We start from the raw sequence: 16890 nt of genomic DNA, 5'->3' as shown, positions 1-16890 counted from the left end.
TGGCACTTCCCTCGGGGAGGACGAAGTGTCCGGACTTGATGGAGTTTTGCCCAAAAAGCCGGAGTTTTGCGGTCAGCGCATCATCCGACGAATCACCCAGGCGATGATCAGCAGACCCACGATCGCGGCGGCGACGGGCGCCAGCCGCTTCAGCACCGGCTGTCCGGCGATCTCCAGCAGGTCGAGCGCCTCCTCATCGGGCGTCCGCGACGTGCGCAAGGTGCCGGCGGGGCGTACGTCCTCGTCGGGAGTGGGCACGGCGCTCAGGTGCCGCTCCTCCTCCTGCGCCGCCTGCGGCTGGGCAGGCTCCACGGTGGGCTCGGACAGCAGCGCCGCCAGGTTTTCCGCGAACTTGTCGATGAGCTTCGCGCCCACCTCGGCCATCACCCCCCGCCCGAACTGGGCGGGCCGCCCGGTCACGTTGAACGTCGTCTCCACGGTCACCGCCGTGGCCCCCTCATGCGGCGCCATCCGGGCCTTGACCGTGGCCGAGGCCGTGCCGGAGCCGCGGGCTTCCTTGCCCGAGGCCTGGATGGTGAGCGTGTGGGAGTCCTTGTCCACGTCCTCGAACTTGGCCGTCCCCCGATAGGTCACCATGATCGGGCCGACCTTGACCTTCAGCCTGCCGGTGAACTCGTCGCCTTCGAAGATGTCGAGTGTCGCCCCGGGCAGGCACGGCGCCACCCGCTCTACGTCGAGCAGCACCGCCCAGGCCTGCTCGATCGGGACTGGAACAGTGAACTCGTGCTCGAACCGCATCGCCATCGATCCGCTCCTTCTGCCGATGTTGCGACACTACGACGGGCGGGGGCGCCCCTGGAAGAGGCGCCCCCGGAGGTGGACTAAGGTGCGCCTGCCGCGGTGCGTACCGCGCGGTGGGTCAGGACCTTGGCCAGGTGCCGGCGGTAGTCCGGCTGGGCGTGCAGATCCGACGGCGGGGAGGTGTCCGCCGCCGCTTGCTCGCACGCCTGCCGGATCTGGTCGCTCAGCTCCATGCCCTGCAGGGCGGACTCGGTCGCGCGGGCGCGCACAGGCGTCGGGCCCATGCACGTCAGCCCGATCCTGGCCTCGGCGATCGCGCCGTTGGAGCGCTTGACGGCCGCCGCCACGCCGACGATGGCCCACGCCTGCGCGGTGCGATGGAACTTCTCGTAATGGAAGCCCCAGCCCTCGCCCAGCTTCGGGATCTTCACCCCGGCCAGGATCTCTCCCGGCTCGAGCGACGACTCCAGGTAGTCGACGAAGAAGTCGGCGGCGGGGATCTCCCGCTCGCCCTGCGCCGACCTCGCCACGAACACGCCGTCCAGGGCCAGCACCACGGCCGGCAGGTCGCCTGCCGGGTCCGCGTGCGCCAGTGAGCCGCCGAACGTGCCCCGGTGCCTGATCGCCGGATCCGCCACGTGGGCGGCGGCCAGCGCCACCAGCGGGCAGCCGGCATTGACCACGTCGGAGCGCATGACCTCGTCGTGCGTGGCCATGGCGCCGATGAACACGTGGTCGCCGCGGTCGTGCACGCCCTTCAGCTCCGTCAGCCGCCCGACGTCGACCAGCGTCGACGGGTAGGCCAGCCGCAGCCGCAGCAGCGGCAGCAACGACTGCCCGCCGGCCAGGACCTTGGCGTCCTCGTCCGCCGCGAGCGCCTGCGACGCCTCGGCGAGCGAGTCCGGGCGCACGTACTCGAACTGCGCGGGGATCATGACCGCACTCCTTCCAGCGCGCGCCAGACGCGTTCCGGCGAGCACGGCATCTCGACGTCGTGGATGCCGAGCGGGCGCAGGGCGTCCACGATGGCGTTCACCACGGCCGGGGTCGAGGCGATCGTCCCGGCCTCGCCCACGCCCTTGACTCCCAGCGGGTTGCTGGTCGCGGGCGACTCGGTCCGGTCGAGCGTGAACGTCGGCAGGTCCGCCGCCGACGGCAGCAGGTAGTCGGCCATCGTCGTGGTCAGCAGGTTGCCGTCGGCGTCATAGACGGCCTCCTCGAACAGCGCCTGCGCGATGCCCTGCGCGATGCCGCCGTGCACCTGCCCCTCGACGATCAGCGGATTCACCACCTTGCCGACGTCGTCGACCGCCACGTACGAACGGATCTTCACCATGCCCGTCTCGGTGTCCACCTCCACCGCGCACAGGTGGGTGCCGTGCGGGAAGGAATAGTTCTCCGGGTCGAACGTGGCGTCCGAGTCGAGCCGCGCCTCCACGCCCTCGGGCAGGTCGTGCGCCGCGAACGCGGCCCACGACAGCTCCTGCATGGTCTTCTGCGACTCCGTGCCCCGCACCTTGAACGCCCCGGCCTCGAACTCCAGGTCGTCCGGCGAGCACTCCAGCAGGTGCGCGGCCAGCTTGCGCGCCTTGTCCTTGACCTTCTCGGCCGCCTTCAGCACCGCGATGCCGCCGATGACCAGCGAGCGCGAGCCGTAGGTGTCCATGCCCTTGTGCGAGATCGCCGTGTCGCCGTGCAGGACCGTGACATCGTCGAACGGCACGCCGAGCGCGTCGGCCACGATCTGGCTCCACGCCGTCACGTGCCCCTGCCCGTGCGGGGAGGTGCCGGTGATGACCTCGACCTTGCCCGTGGGCAGCATGCGCACGGTGCCGTGCTCCCAGCCGCCCGCGGCGTAGTTGGCCTCGCCGAGCATCCTCGACGGCGCCAGGCCGCACATCTCGGTGTACGTGCTGACGCCGATCCCCAGCTGCACGGGGTCGCCCCGGTCCCGCCGGTCGTTCTGTTCGGCGCGCAGCTTGTCGTAGCCGAACATCGCGGTCGCCTTGTCCGTCGCCGCCTCGTAGTTACCCGAGTCGTAGGTCAGCCCGGAGATCGTGGTGTACGGGAACTCCTCGTGCTTGATCCAGTTGCGCCTGCGCACCTCCACCGGGTCCATGTGCAGCTCGGCGGCCAGCTCGTCCATCATCCGCTCGATGCCGAACGTCGCCTCGGGCCGCCCCGCGCCGCGGTAGGCGTCGGTGGGCATCTTGGTGGTGAACACGCCCGTGCAGGCGAACTCGTACGCGTCCATCTTGTAGATCGCGTTGAACATGGACGCGCCCAGCAGCGGGATGCCCGGCGTGACCAGCATGAGGTAGGCGCCCATGTCGGCCAGCAGGTCCACCTGCAGCCCGCGGATGCGGCCGTCGGCGTCGGCGGCCAGCCGGAGGTGCTGGATCTGGTCGCGGCCGTGGTGCACGGTCAGGTTGCCCTCGGAGCGGGACTCGGTCCACTTGACCGGCTTGCCGAGCTTGCGCGCCAGCAGCAGGCAGAGCACCTCCTCGGCGGTGACCTGCAGCTTCGAGCCGAACCCGCCGCCCACGTCGGGCGCGATCACGCGGATCTTGTGCTCGGGGATGCCGGTCACGACCGCCAGCATGACCCGCAGCACGTGCGGGATCTGCGTGGACGACCACAACGTGTACGACTCGCCGTCGGTGTCCGCCATGACCGCCCGCGGCTCCATCGCGCTCGGGATCAGCCGTTGCTGCCGGAACGTCCGGTCGATGACGATGGGCGCGTCCCTGAACGCGGCCTCGATGTCACCCGAGGTGATCTTGGTGCTGAACGCCTTGTTGCCCGCCTCGTGCACCTTCGGGCTTTCCGCGGTCAGCGCCTCCTTCATCTCGAGCACCGCGGGCAGCTGCTCGTACTCGACGTCGATGGCCTCCAGCGCGTCGGCCGCGCGATAGCGGTCCGTCGCGATCACGCAGGCCACGGCCTCGCCCACGTACCGCACCTCCGACACCGCCATCGGCGGGTGGTCGGGGATGACCACGTCCTCGCTCACCGGCCACGCGCACGGCAGACTGCCCTGCTCGGCGGCGAAGTCCTGACCGCTGAACGCCGCCACGACCCCAGGAAGCTCACGTGCCCCCGACACGTCGACCCTGGTGATCCTCGCGTGCGCCATCGGGCTGCGCAGGAACATCACGTGCAGGAGTCCCGGACGCGTGAGGTTGTCCGTCCACTGCGTGCGCCCCGTCAGCAGCCTGGCGTCCTCCTTACGCTTCCTGGGCCTGCCGACTTCCTGGCCGACTTCCTGGATCGTCATGGCGTGCTCACCGCCTGACCCATCTCCTGCGCGCCCTTGCGTACGGCGCGGACGATGTTGCAGTAGCCGGTGCAGCGGCAGAGGTTGCCCTCCAGGCCCTGCCTGATCCTCTCCTCCGACGGGTCGGGATCGTCTCTGAGCAGGTCTATCGCGGCCATGACCATGCCGGGCGTGCAGTAGCCGCACTGCAGCGCGTGCTCTTCGTGGAAGGCCTGCTGCATGGGGTGCATCGACCCGTTGACGCCCAGGCCCTCGATCGTGACGACGTCGCAGCCGTCGGCCTGGACGGCGAGGACCGAGCAGCTCTTCACGCTCTTGCCGTCCAGCATGACCGTGCATGCGCCGCAGTTGCTGGTGTCACAGCCGACAGGTGTGCCGGTCTTACCCAGCCGTTCTCGTAGCAGATGAACGAGAAGGAGTCGCGGCTCGACGTCCTCCTCGTACTTGATCCCATCGACGGTGACGGTGATCCGGGGCATACGTCCTCCCTCAGGAGCAGGGGAAAGGCGGACACACCCGAACCTACGCCGGTGTTACTCCCGGTCAAGGGTTACTTACCGCGGACCGCCCGTGCGACGATCGCGACAAGCCCTGCGAACGCCAATCCCAGCACCGTGACGCCGATCAGGACCAGCGGATCCCTGATCGCGCGTGTCACGATCAAAATACCCACAACGACGAAGAGCACGCCGCTGAGCAGGGCCATCCAGTCCGTCCTGTGGAGCTGACGTGGGCGCTCGACCTCACGCGGCACGCCGCACCTCCATGTCGCCGAGCCCGCCCCTCAGGTTGAGCACGATCGTCGAGACCTCGCCCTTGGGCTCGATCTCCGGCTCCAGCACCTTGTCCAGCCGGATGTCCACGCCGCCCCGGACCGACTGGTCGACCGTGATGTCGCCGACCTTGTTGGAGGCGTGCACCTCCAGCCTCACCGTCGGCGGCACGATCACCTCCAGCTCGCCCAACGACACCGCGGCGTTGACCGTCGCCGTCGTGCCCGGGGCCAGCTTCAGCTCCGACAGGTCCAGCCGGCCGTCGCCGACGCCGACATCGTAGGCGGCGTTCAGCTCGGTGAGCGTGGTCGGGGCCCACTCGGACGAGCCGATGTTCCGTGGCAGGCCGCCCAGCATCAGACCTGCGCTCACGATGAGCGCCACCGCGGTCCCGGCCGCCACCAGCCCGGCGCCGCGGCCCCACCAGGCCGCTATCAGCAGTCCGGCGCCGATCGTGATGAGCATCGCGCCGCCGACGATGGTCGGGCTCACTCCGGCGGCCGACCTGGCTTGGACCGCCACGACGATCCCTCCAATGATGATTGCCAGCAGGATGGTGATGGCGCCGATGAACGACTTCGGCCTTCGCTCCTTCTTCGGGAGCGGGCGGCCGTACAGGACCGGGTCGTATGGTGAGTAGCCGCCGGCCCGCTTGGCCGGATCCAGCGGCTGGTACGGGCCGCTGGGCGCGAACGGCTCGCCGTACGGGGTGTAGCTCCGCGCGGAGATCGCCGCTTCGCGCTCCCGCGTCTCGTCGGCCAGCGGTGCAGTCGTGCTTGCGCGGGCTGCCGCCTGATCCCCGCGCGCTGCCTGATCCCCGCGTGCCCCGTGATCCTGGTGCGCAGCCTCCTCGTGCGCCGCGTCCCCGTGCGCCGCGTCCCCGTGCGCCGCGTCCCCGTGCGCCGCCTGCGCGTGCGCCGCCTGCGCGTGCGCCGCCTGCGCGTGCGCCGCCTGAGCGTGCGCCGCTTCGCCGGCCGCGGACGGCTCCCGATCGAGCTGCTCGCCGCCCTTCCACGCCGCAAACGCCGCCGTCTCTGCACTCGGCGTCGCCGCATCCGCGCCCGGCGCCGTCGCGCCCGCGCTTGGCGTCTCCGCGCTTGGCGTCTCCGCGCTTGGCGTCTCCGCGCTCGGCGTCTCTGCGCCGCTTGGCGTCTCTGCACGTGCGCGGGGCGTCTCTGCACCCGCGCTTGGCGTCTCCGCACGTTCCGCACCCATGCCTGGCGCCTCAGGGGCCGACGGCATACGGTCGCCAGCCCGGTGCGGCCCTGGGGCCGGTCTGAACGTGGGCGCGGGCCGGGCAGTGGGCGTCGGGCGTACCGGGGGAGCGGCCTGCCGGCCGGCATAGGACGGCGCGGCCCGCTCCTCCATGCGCCTGCGGCTGAGCCGCTCCGGCATCGACCGGGCCAGCCCCAGCAGATCCACCCCGCTGGAGTGCGCCGCCAGCAGCGACACGGCCAGGAGCACCCCGACCACCAGCGTCCCCGTGTCGAACCAAATCGTGGCCAGGTTGATCGCCAGCCCGAACGCCAGCACCGCCGTCAGCAGCGCCAGCACGGCCTCGGCGTCGAAGTCGCGCCGTGTCCACTGCTCGATGATCCCCGGCCCGCCGTTCGGCTCCTTCATCAGCAGGAACGCCGCCAGATACAGGAACAGGCCGACGCCGGAGCCGAGCAGCAGCACGGCGAAGGTCACCCGGAACACCACAGGATCGATGCCGGTGTACCGCCCGAGGCCCGCGCACACTCCCATGAGGAAGCGTCCCTCGCTGCTGCGTCGCAGCACCTTCGGGCCGGCGGCCGGTTCTCTGGGCGGAGCTTCTGTCATGGAACCATCGTGGCCCGGCGCGCGGTGTGCTCGCATCCGGGACACCCCTGACCCGACCCGGGGGTTGTTCCCTGATGCCCAGGACATCCCCGACATGTGACGATGGCCATGTTATGGCTGACCAGAAGACTCTCGCCGAGCCCAACGGCGACGCGCCGTACCGGCGCATGATGCGCCCCATGGAGGGCCGCCTGCTCGGCGGCGTGGCCCAGGGGCTGGCGACGCAGCTCAAGCTTGATCCGGTGGTGATCAGGCTGGCGTTCGTGCTGCTCAGCGTGGTCGACGGGGTCGGCGGTGTGGTGTACGCGGTGTTGTGGATGATCACGCCGAAGGAGCCGTACCAGGGCCAGCCGCCGCAGCGGGACTGGAGCCAGCTCGCGGCGTTCACCGCGATCGCGGTGGCGCTGCTGGCGTTCGGGTGGCTCACGGGGGCCTCCCAGGGCGGGATCGGCATGCTGCCGTTCGCGGTGGGCGGCATCGGCGCGTTGATCCTCTGGCAGCAGGCCGACCCCGAACGCCGCCGGAGCTGGATGAGCGGGGCCGCGCTCAGCATCAGGAAGAACCGCGTGCGCACGCTGCTCGGCGTGGTGCTCGTGGTGATCGGCGCGGCCGGATTCCTGTACTCGCAGGGCGAGCTGGCCCAGGCCAGACCGGGGCTGCTGTTCACGGTCGTGGTCGTCGGCGGTCTGGCGGTCGTCGCCGCGCCCTGGCTCGCGGGTCTGTGGAAGGAGCTGCAGCTGGAGCGGCGCGAGCGCATCAGGCAGGAGGAGCGCGCCGAGGTCGCGGCCATGGTGCACGACTCGGTGCTGCACACGCTCACGCTGATCCAGCGGGTCGCCCACGACCCGCGCGAGGTCACCCGCCTGGCCCGCTCCCAGGAGCGAGAGCTGCGCAACTGGCTCTACCAGCCCGCTCAGGACGCCGACGCCACGCTGGCGGCCGCCGTACGCAGGATCGCGGCGGAGGAGGAGGACGCGCACGGCGTGCCCATCGAGGTGGTCTGCGTGGGCGACATGGATCTTGACGGGGGCGGCAGGCTCGGTGCCATGCTGAAGGCGGCCAGGCAGGCGATGGTCAACGCCGCCAAATACTCTGAAAGTCCCTCCATTTCCGTCTACGCGGAAGTAGAGGGTGAAGAGGTCACGATTTTCGTGAAGGATCGGGGCAAGGGGTTCGACCTCGAGGCGGTGCCGCTCGACCGGATGGGGATCAGGCAGTCCATCATCGGGAGAATGGAACGTCACGGAGGCGCGGCCCGCGTACGCACCGAGCTCGGCGAGGGCACGGAAGTGATGTTGACGATGAAGGTGGAGAAGGCATGACGCGCGTGTTGATCGTCGACGATCACCGGTTGTTCCGGTCCGGGGTGCGTGCCGAGCTGGGCGACTCGATCGAGGTGGTGGGCGAGGCCGAGGACGTCGAATCGGCCGTCAAGGCGATCGCCGAGCACCAGCCCGACGTGGTCCTGCTGGACGTGCACATGCCCGGGGGTGGCGGCCAGGAGGTGCTGCGCCGCGTGCTGGGCTCCGGCTCCCAGGTCCGCTTCCTGGCGTTGTCGGTCTCCGACGCGGCCGAGGACGTCATCGGCGTGATCAGAGGCGGCGCGCGCGGCTACGTCACCAAGAACATCAGCGGCAAGGAGCTGACGGACGCCATCCGCCGGGTGGCCGAGGGAGACGCGGTGTTCTCGCCGCGGCTGGCCGGGTTCGTGCTGGACGCGTTCGCCTCCTCGGAGGCGCCGCCGATCGACCCGGAGCTCGACTCGCTGACCCAGCGTGAGCGCGAGGTCCTGCGGCTGATCGCGCGCGGGTATGCGTACAAGGAGATCGCCAAGGAGCTGTTCATCTCGGTCAAGACCGTGGAGACGCACGTCTCGTCCGTCCTGCGCAAGCTTCAGCTCTCCAACCGACACGAGCTGTCCCGCTGGGCCACCGCCCGACGCCTCGTCTAATACGCCGTTACGGGAAAGTTATCCGTTTTCGGCAGTCGAAACATCCGTCTCAATTGTCACACAAGGAGGTAGATAGGCACTTAGTCCAGGAGTAACCCCTTTGAAGCGCGTAATCCGGATGCTTCCGGCCATGGTCGCACTGGTCGCCGCGACGGCCTGTGCGGCGGAGAGCGTCCCCGTATCGCGAGCTCAAGCCGCCGCCGCGCCCCAGTCGGCCGGCGCGGTCGCCGCCCCGGCGAAGAAGGTCAAGCTCGGCATTGCCGACATCACTCCCATGGGGGAGAAGACCGAGAAGGTGGGCGTCGGCTTCCCGATCATCGTCACGTTCGACCGTGACGTCAAAGCCAAGGACAGGGCGGACGTCGAGGCGCTGCTGGAAGTGACACCGGAGAAGCCGGTCGAAGGCGCCTGGCGGTGGGTGTCGGCACGCAAGGTCATCTACCGGACCAAGACGTACTGGAAGCCGTACCAGAAGGTGCTCTTCACCGCGAGGCTGTCGGAGCTGCCGGGCAACACCGGCGCCAAGGACGTCTCCCGCCGCTTCGCCGTCGGTGCCCAGCACATCTCTGTGGTCAACACCCGCTCGCACAAGATGAAGGTCTACCGGAACGGCAAGCTCGCCAAGAAGATCCCGATCAGCGCAGGAAAGGGCGGCCTGATCAGGAACGGCGTGGACGTCTACCTGACCACGAGCGGCATTCACCTCACGATGGGCAAGAAGGCCGTCGAGACCATGACCTCCTCCTGGATGGGCGTGACGGATCCGAAGGACCCGCGCTACTACAAGGAGGAGATCCCGTGGGCGGTCCGCATCTCCGACAGCGGCGAGTACGTCCACCAGAGCGCCGGCTACTACCACTTCCTCGGGCGTTCCAACCAGAGCCACGGCTGCGTCCGGGCCACCCCGGCCGGGGCCAAGTGGTTCTACACGATCGCCCAGCGCGGTGACGTCGTGAAGATCACCGGCACCAAGCGCAAGCTCCAGTGGAACAACGGATGGAGCTACTGGCAGCTCAACTGGACGCAGTGGAAGAAGGGCAGCGCCCTGTAGAGGTGAGGGACCAGGCGGGCCCGGAGCTCGGGGATCACAACTTCTCGAGCGGTGCGTATGCCAGCAGCAGCGTCTTCTCCCCGCCACTACCGAAGTCGATCTTGACCTTGGTCTTCTCCGCGACCCCGTCCACGGCCACCACCGTGCCCAGCCCGAACGCGTCGTGCGAGACCCGATCCCCGGGCGTGAGCGACGGCACCTTGCGCCCGCCCGCGCCCCCGCTCTTCGCCGGCGCGGGCCGGGCGGCGGGCTCCCGCCGGGTGGCCGCGCTCCAGGCCGACTTCTCCGGATCAGTACGCCAATCGATGAGCTTACCCGGCACCTCGTTGACGAAGCGCGAGGCGGGATTGAACGACGGCGCCCCCCACGAGCTGCGCACGGCCGCCCGTGTGATGTAGAGCCGCTTCTGCGCCCGCGTGATCCCCACATAGGCCAGCCGCCGCTCCTCCTCCAGCTCCTTCGGCTCGCCCAGCGATCGGATGTGCGGGAAGACACCGTCCTCCATGGCCGTCAGGAACACCACGGGGAACTCCAGGCCCTTGGCCGTGTGCAGGGTCATCAGCGTGACGACCCCCTGACCGCCGTCCGCGTCGGGGATCTGGTCGGCGTCGGCCACCAGCGACACCTGCTCCAGGAACTCCACCAGCGTCCCCTCCGGATTGGCCTCCTCGAACTCCGAGGCCACAGAGATGAGCTCGTTGAGGTTTTCCAGCCGCGACTCGTCCTGAGGGTCCTCGGAGGCCTCCAGCTCGGCGCGGTAGCCGGTGGCCACCAGCACCTCCTCCGCCAGGGCCGACGGCGGCATGCCCTCCGCCTTGGCGATCAGCTCCTCGATCATGGCGACGAACTCGCGCACGGCGTTGAGTGACCGCGTCGCCATGCCATAGGCCTCCTCGGCCCTGCGCAGCGCGTCCCAGAACGTGATGCCCTCACGCGACGACAGCGCCTCGACCGTCGCCTCGGCCCGCTCGCCGATGCCGCGCTTGGGCACGTTGAGGATGCGCCGCATCGACACCACGTCGGCCGGGTTGGCCAGCACCCGCAGGTAGGCCAGCAGGTCCTTGACCTCCTTGCGCTCGTAGAAGCGCACGCCCCCGACCACCTTGTAGGGCAGGCCGGTGCGGATGAAGATCTCCTCGAACACCCGGGACGCGGCATTGGTCCGGTAGAAGACGGCGACCTCGCTCGGCTTCACGCCTTCCTCGTCGCTGAGCCGGTCGACCTCCTGGGCCACGAACATGGCCTCGTCGTGCTCGTTGTCGGCGACGTATCCAACGATCTTGGGCCCGTCGCCCTGATCGGACCAGAGGTTTTTGGGCTTGCGCGACTCGTTGCGCGCGATCACGGCGTTGGCTGCGGCCAGAATGTTCTGGGTGGAGCGGTAGTTCTGCTCCAGCAGGATGGTCCGCGCGTCGGGGTAGTCGCGCTCGAACTCCAGGATGTTGCGGATGCTCGCGCCCCGGAAGGCGTAAATGGACTGGTCGGCGTCGCCCACCACGCACAACTCGGACTGGTCGGCCCCCGACCGCACGACGTCGCCGTCCGCCGTCCGCAGCTCAGGATGCCCGACCAGCTCCCTGATCAGGATGTATTGGGCGTGGTTGGTGTCCTGGTATTCATCCACCAGCACGTGCCTGAACCGCATCCGGTAGTGCTCGGCCACCTCGGGGAAGAGCTGGAACAACGTCACCGTGTTCATGATGATGTCGTCGAAGTCCATCGCCCCGGCCTCGGTCAGCTTGAGCTGATAGGCCTTGTATGCCTGCGCGAGCGTCTTCTCCAGATGCGAGCCCGCCTTGTCCATCGCGGTCTCGTAGTCGATCAGCTCGTTCTTGAAGTTGCTGACCTGCGCCGAGAACGAGCGCGGCGGGTAGCGCTTCGGATCGAGCTCCATCTCCCTGCAGACCATCGCCATGAGCCGCTGCGAGTCCGCCTGGTCGTAGATCGAGAAGCTGGAGGGGAACCCGAGCCGCTTGGCCTCCCGCCGCAGGATGCGCATGCAGGCGCTGTGGAACGTCATCACCCACATGGCCTTGGACCGCGGCCCGACCAGCTTGTCGATGCGCTCCTTCATCTCGCGGGCGGCCTTGTTGGTGAACGTGATCGCCAAGATCTCGCCCGGGTGCACCTTGCGCTCGGCCAGCAGGTAAGCGATGCGATGGGTGAGCACCCGCGTCTTTCCGGACCCCGCCCCCGCCACGATGAGCAGTGGACCGCCGTGATGGATCACGGCCTCGCGCTGCTGCGGGTTGAGGCCGTCGAGCAAGGGGTGGTCAACAGAGACTTGGGTGGGCACGCGTCTAGGTTAAGACTCCCCACCGACAAACGGCGCACGGAATGCCATAGGCAGGGCTCCGGTTGTCTTTCAACGGAAGGTCAAGGAGGGGGAGCGATGCTGCCGGAAGCCGAGATCAACAGGGTGCTCGTCGTGACCGCGCATCCCGACGACGCCGATTTCGGTGCCGCTGGGAGCGTGGCGCTGTTCGTGGACCGGGGAGTGGAGGTCACTTACCTGCTGATTACGGATGGTGACGCGGGCGGCAACGAACGTACTCTGGACAATTCCGGCATGGCCGAACTCCGCAGGAGCGAGCAGCGTGCCGCGGCCAAGGCCGTCGGCGTGACGGACGTGCGCTTCTTCGGCTACTCCGACGGGCAGGTGGTGCCTTCGCTGGAGCTCCGGCGCGACATCGCCCGTGTGATCCGCCAGGTCCGACCCGACCTCGTCATCACCCACCACCCGGATCGCAACTATCGATTCATCGCCCCCAGCCACCCCGACCACCGCGCGGTGGGCGGCGCCACCCTGGACGCCGTCTACCCGGACGCCCGCAACCCCTACGCCTTCCCCGAGCTGCTGAAGGACGAAGGCCTGAAGGCGTGGACGGTGCGGGAGGTCTGGCTGAACGGCGGTCCGACCCCGAACCACTGGGTGGACATCACCGACGCCATCGACCGCAAGCTCGCGGCCTTGCAGTCGCATGTGAGCCAGGTGTCGCACGTGGAAGGGTTCGCCGAATTCGTCAGGGGCCGCTTCGCCGCCTGGGCCGAAGAGGCCGGCTTCGGCGAGGGCCGCTACGCGGAGGCCTTCCAGGTGGTCCCCACCGCTTGAGATTTTTACGGGACGGAACCGGGCGGCACCACCCATAGGGCGGGTTGCCCGGTGACCTCGGCGATGATGTCGAAGTCGCGGTCGTAGTGCAGGACCGTCGCTCCGTGCACCTCGGCACAGGCGGCGATCAGCAGATCGTTCGACCCGACCGCCCGGTGGTGCGATTTGCGCGCGAGCAACGCCTGGACGTCCAGCGCGCGGGCCGCCACCCCCTTCTCGTGGATCGAGAGGAGGCGGAAGTCCTCACGCAGGTGATAGGCGTCCCGCTCATAGCCCTCTGGGTCACGTGCGCTGTAGAGCACCTCCAGCTGCGTGACCTCGCAGATCGCGAGCATCTTGTCGAGCATCAGCGGCTTGAGCGCCTGGTGCACCGCAGGGTGCGGCATGCGCGCCAGCGCGCTCTTGTCGATGAGGTAGACCACGCCCGTGGCTACCACGCATGCTTCATGATCTCCGGGTCCAGAAGATCGGTATTGTCCCGGGTACGCCAGTACTCGAAGGCCTCGCGACCCTTTGCCCTTCCGGCAATTTCCTTCAGGGCCGCGTTGACCGTCTCCTTCATGGTCGAAGTCCCCAATTCGTGCTGGGCGACTTCCAGAAGCTCCTTGTCGATGTCGATTACCGTACGCATGCAACACCACCTCCGTACCTCCAGCGTATATCAGAACTTGTGATCTTGATATACGCACTCCCCGAAGCGGCACCGGCCTCGGGGAGAGCGTCCCGGGTGACCGTAAAGCATCGAGGTCAGGCGTGTATGGAACGCTCCATGGAACGGGGGAGGATCTTCATCCATAGGTGAAGAACTCTCATTCAAAGAATGACCACAGCACGCGGACTTACTTCTTCTTCGCGGCAATCCGGGCGAAGAGATAGCCCAAAGAGTTGGTCGCCAGGTGCAGCATGACCGGTGTCAGAAGACCCTTGTGACGGCGCAGCTCGCAAAAAAGCACTCCGGCCGCCGCCGTGGACACCACGCTTCCCGCCACCACACGGGCAGTGTCCAGATGATTGGGGGACTCACCTGCCGTCAGGGCGCCCAGGGCGGGGTTGGCACGGGCCATGTCGATGGCCGGGAGGATGTGCCAGAGCCCGAACAAGCTCGAGGAGACCGCCGTGGCGGCGACCGTGCCGTGCCGTTGGCGCAGCATGGCGTACAGGGCTCCGCGGAAGCCCACCTCCTCTAGGAGGACCGTGCCCAACGGGACCTGGAGGAGGGCTTCCTCCAGGACGCGGGCGCGGGAGAGCGACAGAGCACGCTCGTCGTGGAAGAGCGGCCTGGTGCGCGGGTGCGAGATCCCCACCGTGTACGCGGTGGCCACCGCCGCGGCCAAGGCGCCGCCCGCGATCGCGCCGCGGCGGCCGCGCTCGAAACCGAGCTCCTCCCACGACAGGCCGCTCCTACGGGCCATCGCCACCAGCGCGGCCGTGGCGGCGGTCGAGGTCAGTGGGCCCAGGCGGGGGGCGACCTTGTTGTTCATGAGGTTGGCGGCGACGAGGAGGGCGATCGAGCGGAGGAGCACCCTTGCAGGCTACGTCGCGACGCGCCCGTCTCGCCCCGCCTCGGGCCAATCGCCCCCGTCTCCGGAAGGACCCCGGTCAGGAGGCGGCCGCCGAGTTGCGCCAGCCCGCGGGGAAGCGGGTGCGGCGGCGTTCCTCCGGGGTGAGGCCACCCCAGATGCCCTCCGACTCGCCCGCTCGTAATGCGTAGGAGCGGCACTCCTCCATCACCTGGCAGCCCGCGCAGACCGCCTTGGCGCGCGCTTCCTGCAGAGGCGAGGGGGCGAGGGGGAAGAAGAGGTCAGGGTCGCTGGATCTACACGCCCCCCGGCGCAGCCAGCCGATCTCCTCCAGTGGCATGGGTCAACGGTACGGCCTGGTCATGATCGACCACATCATCCTCTGGGTTGATCGGGGCGTACACCCCCGGGAGACCTCATGACTTCAGCAGGCGCCCACTCCGCCTCGGTAGCCGTTCGCGAACGACGCCTGCCGCTGCTCGGCCGTGCCGTGGGCGGCCGGGTTCAGCCAGTCATCGGTGGGGTCGCCGGCGGCCGCCAGGCTGGTCAGCAGTTCCTCTTCGTCGCCCGGCTGCGCCGTCAGCGCGCCGGAGTTCACCAGTGCCGACAGGGTGCCGCCCGCGTAGCAGTCGGCCTGCAGCTCCATCTGCACGTTCAGCTGGAAGTCAGACCGTAGCTGGGCCTGGATGGAATGGCCGAACTCATGCGGAATGATCACATAGACCGACCCGTCCCCCATCTCGTTCCAGAGGCCCTCCATCCAGGCCTCGTCATAGGCGATGAAGTGGCCCACGGGGCAGTAGAAGGCGTTGTTCGGCACGGAGGGCTGACCGCCGCAGCTCGGCCCCGAGTCGCCGGAGTACGGGACGAAGTCGGCGATAGGTCGAAATGTCTCCCCAAGCTGGGCGAACTGCTGCTTCCAGAACTCCTCCGTCAACGTCCGCGCCGTGCGGACATCGTCTTCGAACCGGTCTTCGCCCTGCGGATTCATCGGCGGTGGGCGGGCGATGCCGCAGGAGGCCAGCAGCAGGACGAGGACCACGATCAGCGGACGGAGGGTCACGGGCTTCAGACCTCCCACAGGTGCACCGGCTCATTCGTGTGCATGCGCTCGATGTACTCGAGGGTCATGGCACGCAGCGCCTCGTGCCGGTCGCCTCCCTGTGCGTTGACCCGCTCCACCTGCCAGGTCGCCCCTGTACGCCCCGCCAGGCAGCGGCCCTCGATGATGGCGAGCAGCCGGTCGGCGACGGGCTGGGAGACACCCCATTTGGCCAGCCCCTCGTGCGCCATGGGCAGCAGCCGGCGCAGGATCAGCTCGGCCGCGGGCACCTCGCCCATCCCCGGCCAGTACAGCCGCGCGTCCAGCCCGTGCCGCGCCGCGGCGCTGAGATTGTCCTCCGCCGCCTGGAACGACATCTGACTCCAGATCGGCCGCTCGGCGTACGGCAAGACGCGCATCAGACCGTAGTAGAAGGCGGCATTGGCCGCGACGTCGGCCACGGTGGGCCCGGCGGGCAGCACGCGGTTCTCCACGCGCAGGTGCGGCATGTCGTTCACCACCGCGTACACGGGCCGGTTCCAGCGGTAGATGGTGCCGTTGTGCAGGGTCAGCTCGTGGAGCTGGGGTGTGCGTCCCTGTTCGAGCTCGGTACGCGGGTCCTCGTCCTCGCAGAGCGGCAGCAGGGCCGGGTAGTAGCTGACGTTCTCCTCGAACAGGTCGAAGACGCTCGTGATCCACCGCTCGCCGAACCACACGCGCGGCCGCACGCCCTGCGCCTTGAGCTCGGCCGGCCGCGTGTCCGTGGCCTGCTCGAACAGCGTGATCCTGGTCTCGCGGTGCAGCTCCTTGCCGAACAGGTAAGGGGAGTTGGCCGCGACCGCGACCTGCGCCCCCGCGATGGCCTGGGCGGCGTTCCAGTGCGCGGCGAACGCCTCGGGGCTCACCTGCAGGTGGAGCTGCACGCTCGTGCAGGCGGCCTCGGGCGCCACGCTGTCGGCGTGCGTGTCGAGGCGTTCGACGCCTTCGATGCACAGATGCAGGTCCTCGCCGCGGGCGGCGAAGATCTGCTCGTTGAGCAGGCGGTAGCGGGGGTTCGCCGAGAGCGTGCCCTCGCCGATGTCCTGCTCGCGCAGCGTGGGCAGGATGCCGATCAGGACCAGGTGCCCGCCCTCGGAGCGGGCGCGTGACTCCGCATGGTTGAGCCGGGCCCGCACGTCGTTCTCCAGGTGGAGCGCGCCCTCGCCGCTCAGCTCCTGGGGTTCGATGTTGATCTCGATGTTGAACTGGCCCAGCTCGGTGGCCCAGTCCGGCTGCTCGATGGCCGCGAGCACCTCGGCGTTGCGCATGGCGGCCTCGCCGTCCGCGTCCACGATGTTGAGCTCGATCTCCAGGCCGGCGAGGGGGCGTTCGAGCTCGAAGCGAGCTTCACGCAGCATCTGGGCGAAGACGTCGAGACATCGTCGCACCTTTTCACGATATTTCCGCCGATGTTCGCGGCTGAAGACCACCACCGGCACGTCCCTGCCCATATCTGGAAATGTCGCACGCCAACGCCCCCAAGACCAGGTCACCCACCCACCCTTTCCTCCAAACCTTTACCGAACCCGACCCAGGCGA

The 16890-nt window shown here is 68.8% G+C and carries 17 protein-coding genes; 4 read left to right on the top strand and 13 right to left on the bottom strand.

Annotated features, from left to right (window positions below; translation table 11 throughout):
• Positions 1–72: 72 nt before the first annotated feature.
• The 6 genes from OHA25_RS00285 to OHA25_RS00260 form a co-directional block, all read right to left on the bottom strand.
• Positions 73–765 (bottom strand): SRPBCC family protein, encoded by a 693-nt coding sequence (locus OHA25_RS00285; protein WP_327585660.1) that lies wholly within the window; start codon positions 763–765, stop codon positions 73–75.
• Between the two features lie 77 nt (positions 766–842).
• Positions 843–1697 (bottom strand): FAD binding domain-containing protein, encoded by an 855-nt coding sequence (locus OHA25_RS00280; protein ID WP_327585659.1) that lies wholly within the window; start codon positions 1695–1697, stop codon positions 843–845.
• Positions 1694–4039, bottom strand: a complete 2346-nt coding sequence (locus tag OHA25_RS00275; protein ID WP_327585658.1) for a xanthine dehydrogenase family protein molybdopterin-binding subunit — start codon at positions 4037–4039, stop codon at positions 1694–1696. The genes OHA25_RS00280 and OHA25_RS00275 overlap by 4 nt, the downstream gene beginning before the upstream one ends.
• A complete protein-coding gene (locus OHA25_RS00270; RefSeq protein WP_305920099.1) occupies positions 4036–4518 on the bottom strand; it encodes a (2Fe-2S)-binding protein in 483 nt (160 codons plus the stop codon). Before OHA25_RS00270 ends, OHA25_RS00275 begins: the two co-directional genes overlap by 4 nt.
• A gap of 71 nt (positions 4519–4589) precedes the next feature.
• Positions 4590–4745: a hypothetical protein gene (locus OHA25_RS00265; RefSeq protein WP_305920100.1), complete on the bottom strand. Its 156-nt coding sequence runs from the start codon at positions 4743–4745 to the stop codon at positions 4590–4592.
• Between the two features lie 37 nt (positions 4746–4782).
• Positions 4783–6636, bottom strand: a complete 1854-nt coding sequence (locus OHA25_RS00260) for a PspC domain-containing protein (protein WP_327585657.1) — start codon at positions 6634–6636, stop codon at positions 4783–4785.
• A gap of 113 nt (positions 6637–6749) precedes the next feature.
• Here OHA25_RS00260 and OHA25_RS00255 point away from each other — a divergent pair, with 113 nt between their 5' ends.
• The 3 genes from OHA25_RS00255 to OHA25_RS00245 all read left to right on the top strand — a co-directional run bounded on the left by OHA25_RS00255 (position 6750) and on the right by OHA25_RS00245 (position 9638).
• On the top strand, positions 6750–7958 hold the full coding sequence (locus OHA25_RS00255) for a PspC domain-containing protein (protein WP_327585656.1): 1209 nt from the start codon (positions 6750–6752) through the stop codon (positions 7956–7958).
• A complete protein-coding gene (locus tag OHA25_RS00250) occupies positions 7955–8587 on the top strand; it encodes a response regulator transcription factor (RefSeq protein ID WP_327585655.1) in 633 nt (210 codons plus the stop codon). Before OHA25_RS00255 ends, OHA25_RS00250 begins: the two co-directional genes overlap by 4 nt.
• Before the next feature lie 100 nt (positions 8588–8687).
• Entirely contained in the window at positions 8688–9638 is a 951-nt protein-coding gene (locus OHA25_RS00245; protein ID WP_327585654.1) for a L,D-transpeptidase, read from the top strand.
• A gap of 34 nt (positions 9639–9672) precedes the next feature.
• Here the strand turns inward: OHA25_RS00245 and pcrA are convergent, their stop codons facing one another.
• Positions 9673–11904 carry a DNA helicase PcrA gene (gene pcrA / locus OHA25_RS00240; RefSeq protein WP_327591217.1) on the bottom strand — a complete coding sequence of 744 codons (2232 nt, stop codon included), beginning with the start codon at positions 11902–11904 and terminating at the stop codon, positions 9673–9675.
• A 126-nt stretch (positions 11905–12030) separates the two neighbouring features.
• On the opposite strand from pcrA, the gene OHA25_RS00235 reads away from it, so the two are divergent.
• Entirely contained in the window at positions 12031–12750 is a 720-nt protein-coding gene (locus OHA25_RS00235; protein WP_327585653.1) for a PIG-L deacetylase family protein, read from the top strand.
• 5 nt (positions 12751–12755) lie between these two features.
• Here the strand turns inward: OHA25_RS00235 and OHA25_RS00230 are convergent, their stop codons facing one another.
• The 6 genes from OHA25_RS00230 to OHA25_RS00205 form a co-directional block, all read right to left on the bottom strand.
• Positions 12756–13187 (bottom strand): PIN domain nuclease, encoded by a 432-nt coding sequence (locus OHA25_RS00230; protein WP_327585652.1) that lies wholly within the window; start codon positions 13185–13187, stop codon positions 12756–12758.
• The gene (locus tag OHA25_RS00225; RefSeq protein ID WP_327585651.1) at positions 13181–13381 is read right to left on the bottom strand and encodes a type II toxin-antitoxin system VapB family antitoxin; all 201 of its coding nucleotides are present in this window, start codon (positions 13379–13381) and stop codon (positions 13181–13183) included. The genes OHA25_RS00230 and OHA25_RS00225 overlap by 7 nt, the downstream gene beginning before the upstream one ends.
• Positions 13382–13589: 208 nt before the next feature.
• Complete coding sequence (locus tag OHA25_RS00220; protein ID WP_327585650.1) at positions 13590–14273, bottom strand: CPBP family intramembrane glutamic endopeptidase; 684 nt, start codon at positions 14271–14273, stop codon at positions 13590–13592.
• Between the two features lie 76 nt (positions 14274–14349).
• Complete coding sequence (locus OHA25_RS00215; RefSeq protein WP_305920109.1) at positions 14350–14610, bottom strand: WhiB family transcriptional regulator; 261 nt, start codon at positions 14608–14610, stop codon at positions 14350–14352.
• Positions 14611–14694: 84 nt separating this feature from the next.
• Positions 14695–15333, bottom strand: coding sequence for a neutral zinc metallopeptidase (locus tag OHA25_RS00210; RefSeq protein WP_327585649.1), 639 nt, complete (start codon positions 15331–15333; stop codon positions 14695–14697).
• Between the two features lie 5 nt (positions 15334–15338).
• Complete coding sequence (locus OHA25_RS00205) at positions 15339–16739, bottom strand: glutamate--cysteine ligase (RefSeq protein ID WP_327585648.1); 1401 nt, start codon at positions 16737–16739, stop codon at positions 15339–15341.
• Positions 16740–16890 lie beyond the last annotated feature (151 nt).

Origin of the sequence: Nonomuraea sp. NBC_00507, from assembly GCF_036013525.1 — a bacterium.
Classification (GTDB): domain Bacteria; phylum Actinomycetota; class Actinomycetes; order Streptosporangiales; family Streptosporangiaceae; genus Nonomuraea.
This window is presented reverse-complemented; position numbering and strand designations above follow the sequence as displayed.

What these genes read in the sequence shown, in the direction of transcription:
- OHA25_RS00285 (WP_327585660.1), bottom strand. Translation starts at nt 765, where the DNA reads ATGGCGATGCGGTTCGAGCACGAGTTCACTGTTCCAGTCCCGATCGAG.
- OHA25_RS00280 (WP_327585659.1), bottom strand. Translation starts at nt 1,697, where the DNA reads ATGATCCCCGCGCAGTTCGAGTACGTGCGCCCGGACTCGCTCGCCGAG.
- OHA25_RS00275 (WP_327585658.1), bottom strand. Translation starts at nt 4,039, where the DNA reads ATGACGATCCAGGAAGTCGGCCAGGAAGTCGGCAGGCCCAGGAAGCGT.
- OHA25_RS00270 (WP_305920099.1), bottom strand. Translation starts at nt 4,518, where the DNA reads ATGCCCCGGATCACCGTCACCGTCGATGGGATCAAGTACGAGGAGGAC.
- OHA25_RS00265 (WP_305920100.1), bottom strand. Translation starts at nt 4,745, where the DNA reads ATGGCCCTGCTCAGCGGCGTGCTCTTCGTCGTTGTGGGTATTTTGATC.
- OHA25_RS00260 (WP_327585657.1), bottom strand. Translation starts at nt 6,636, where the DNA reads ATGACAGAAGCTCCGCCCAGAGAACCGGCCGCCGGCCCGAAGGTGCTG.
- OHA25_RS00255 (WP_327585656.1), top strand. Translation starts at nt 6,750, where the DNA reads ATGGCTGACCAGAAGACTCTCGCCGAGCCCAACGGCGACGCGCCGTAC.
- OHA25_RS00250 (WP_327585655.1), top strand. Translation starts at nt 7,955, where the DNA reads ATGACGCGCGTGTTGATCGTCGACGATCACCGGTTGTTCCGGTCCGGG.
- OHA25_RS00235 (WP_327585653.1), top strand. Translation starts at nt 12,031, where the DNA reads ATGCTGCCGGAAGCCGAGATCAACAGGGTGCTCGTCGTGACCGCGCAT.
- OHA25_RS00225 (WP_327585651.1), bottom strand. Translation starts at nt 13,381, where the DNA reads ATGCGTACGGTAATCGACATCGACAAGGAGCTTCTGGAAGTCGCCCAG.
- OHA25_RS00215 (WP_305920109.1), bottom strand. Translation starts at nt 14,610, where the DNA reads ATGCCACTGGAGGAGATCGGCTGGCTGCGCCGGGGGGCGTGTAGATCC.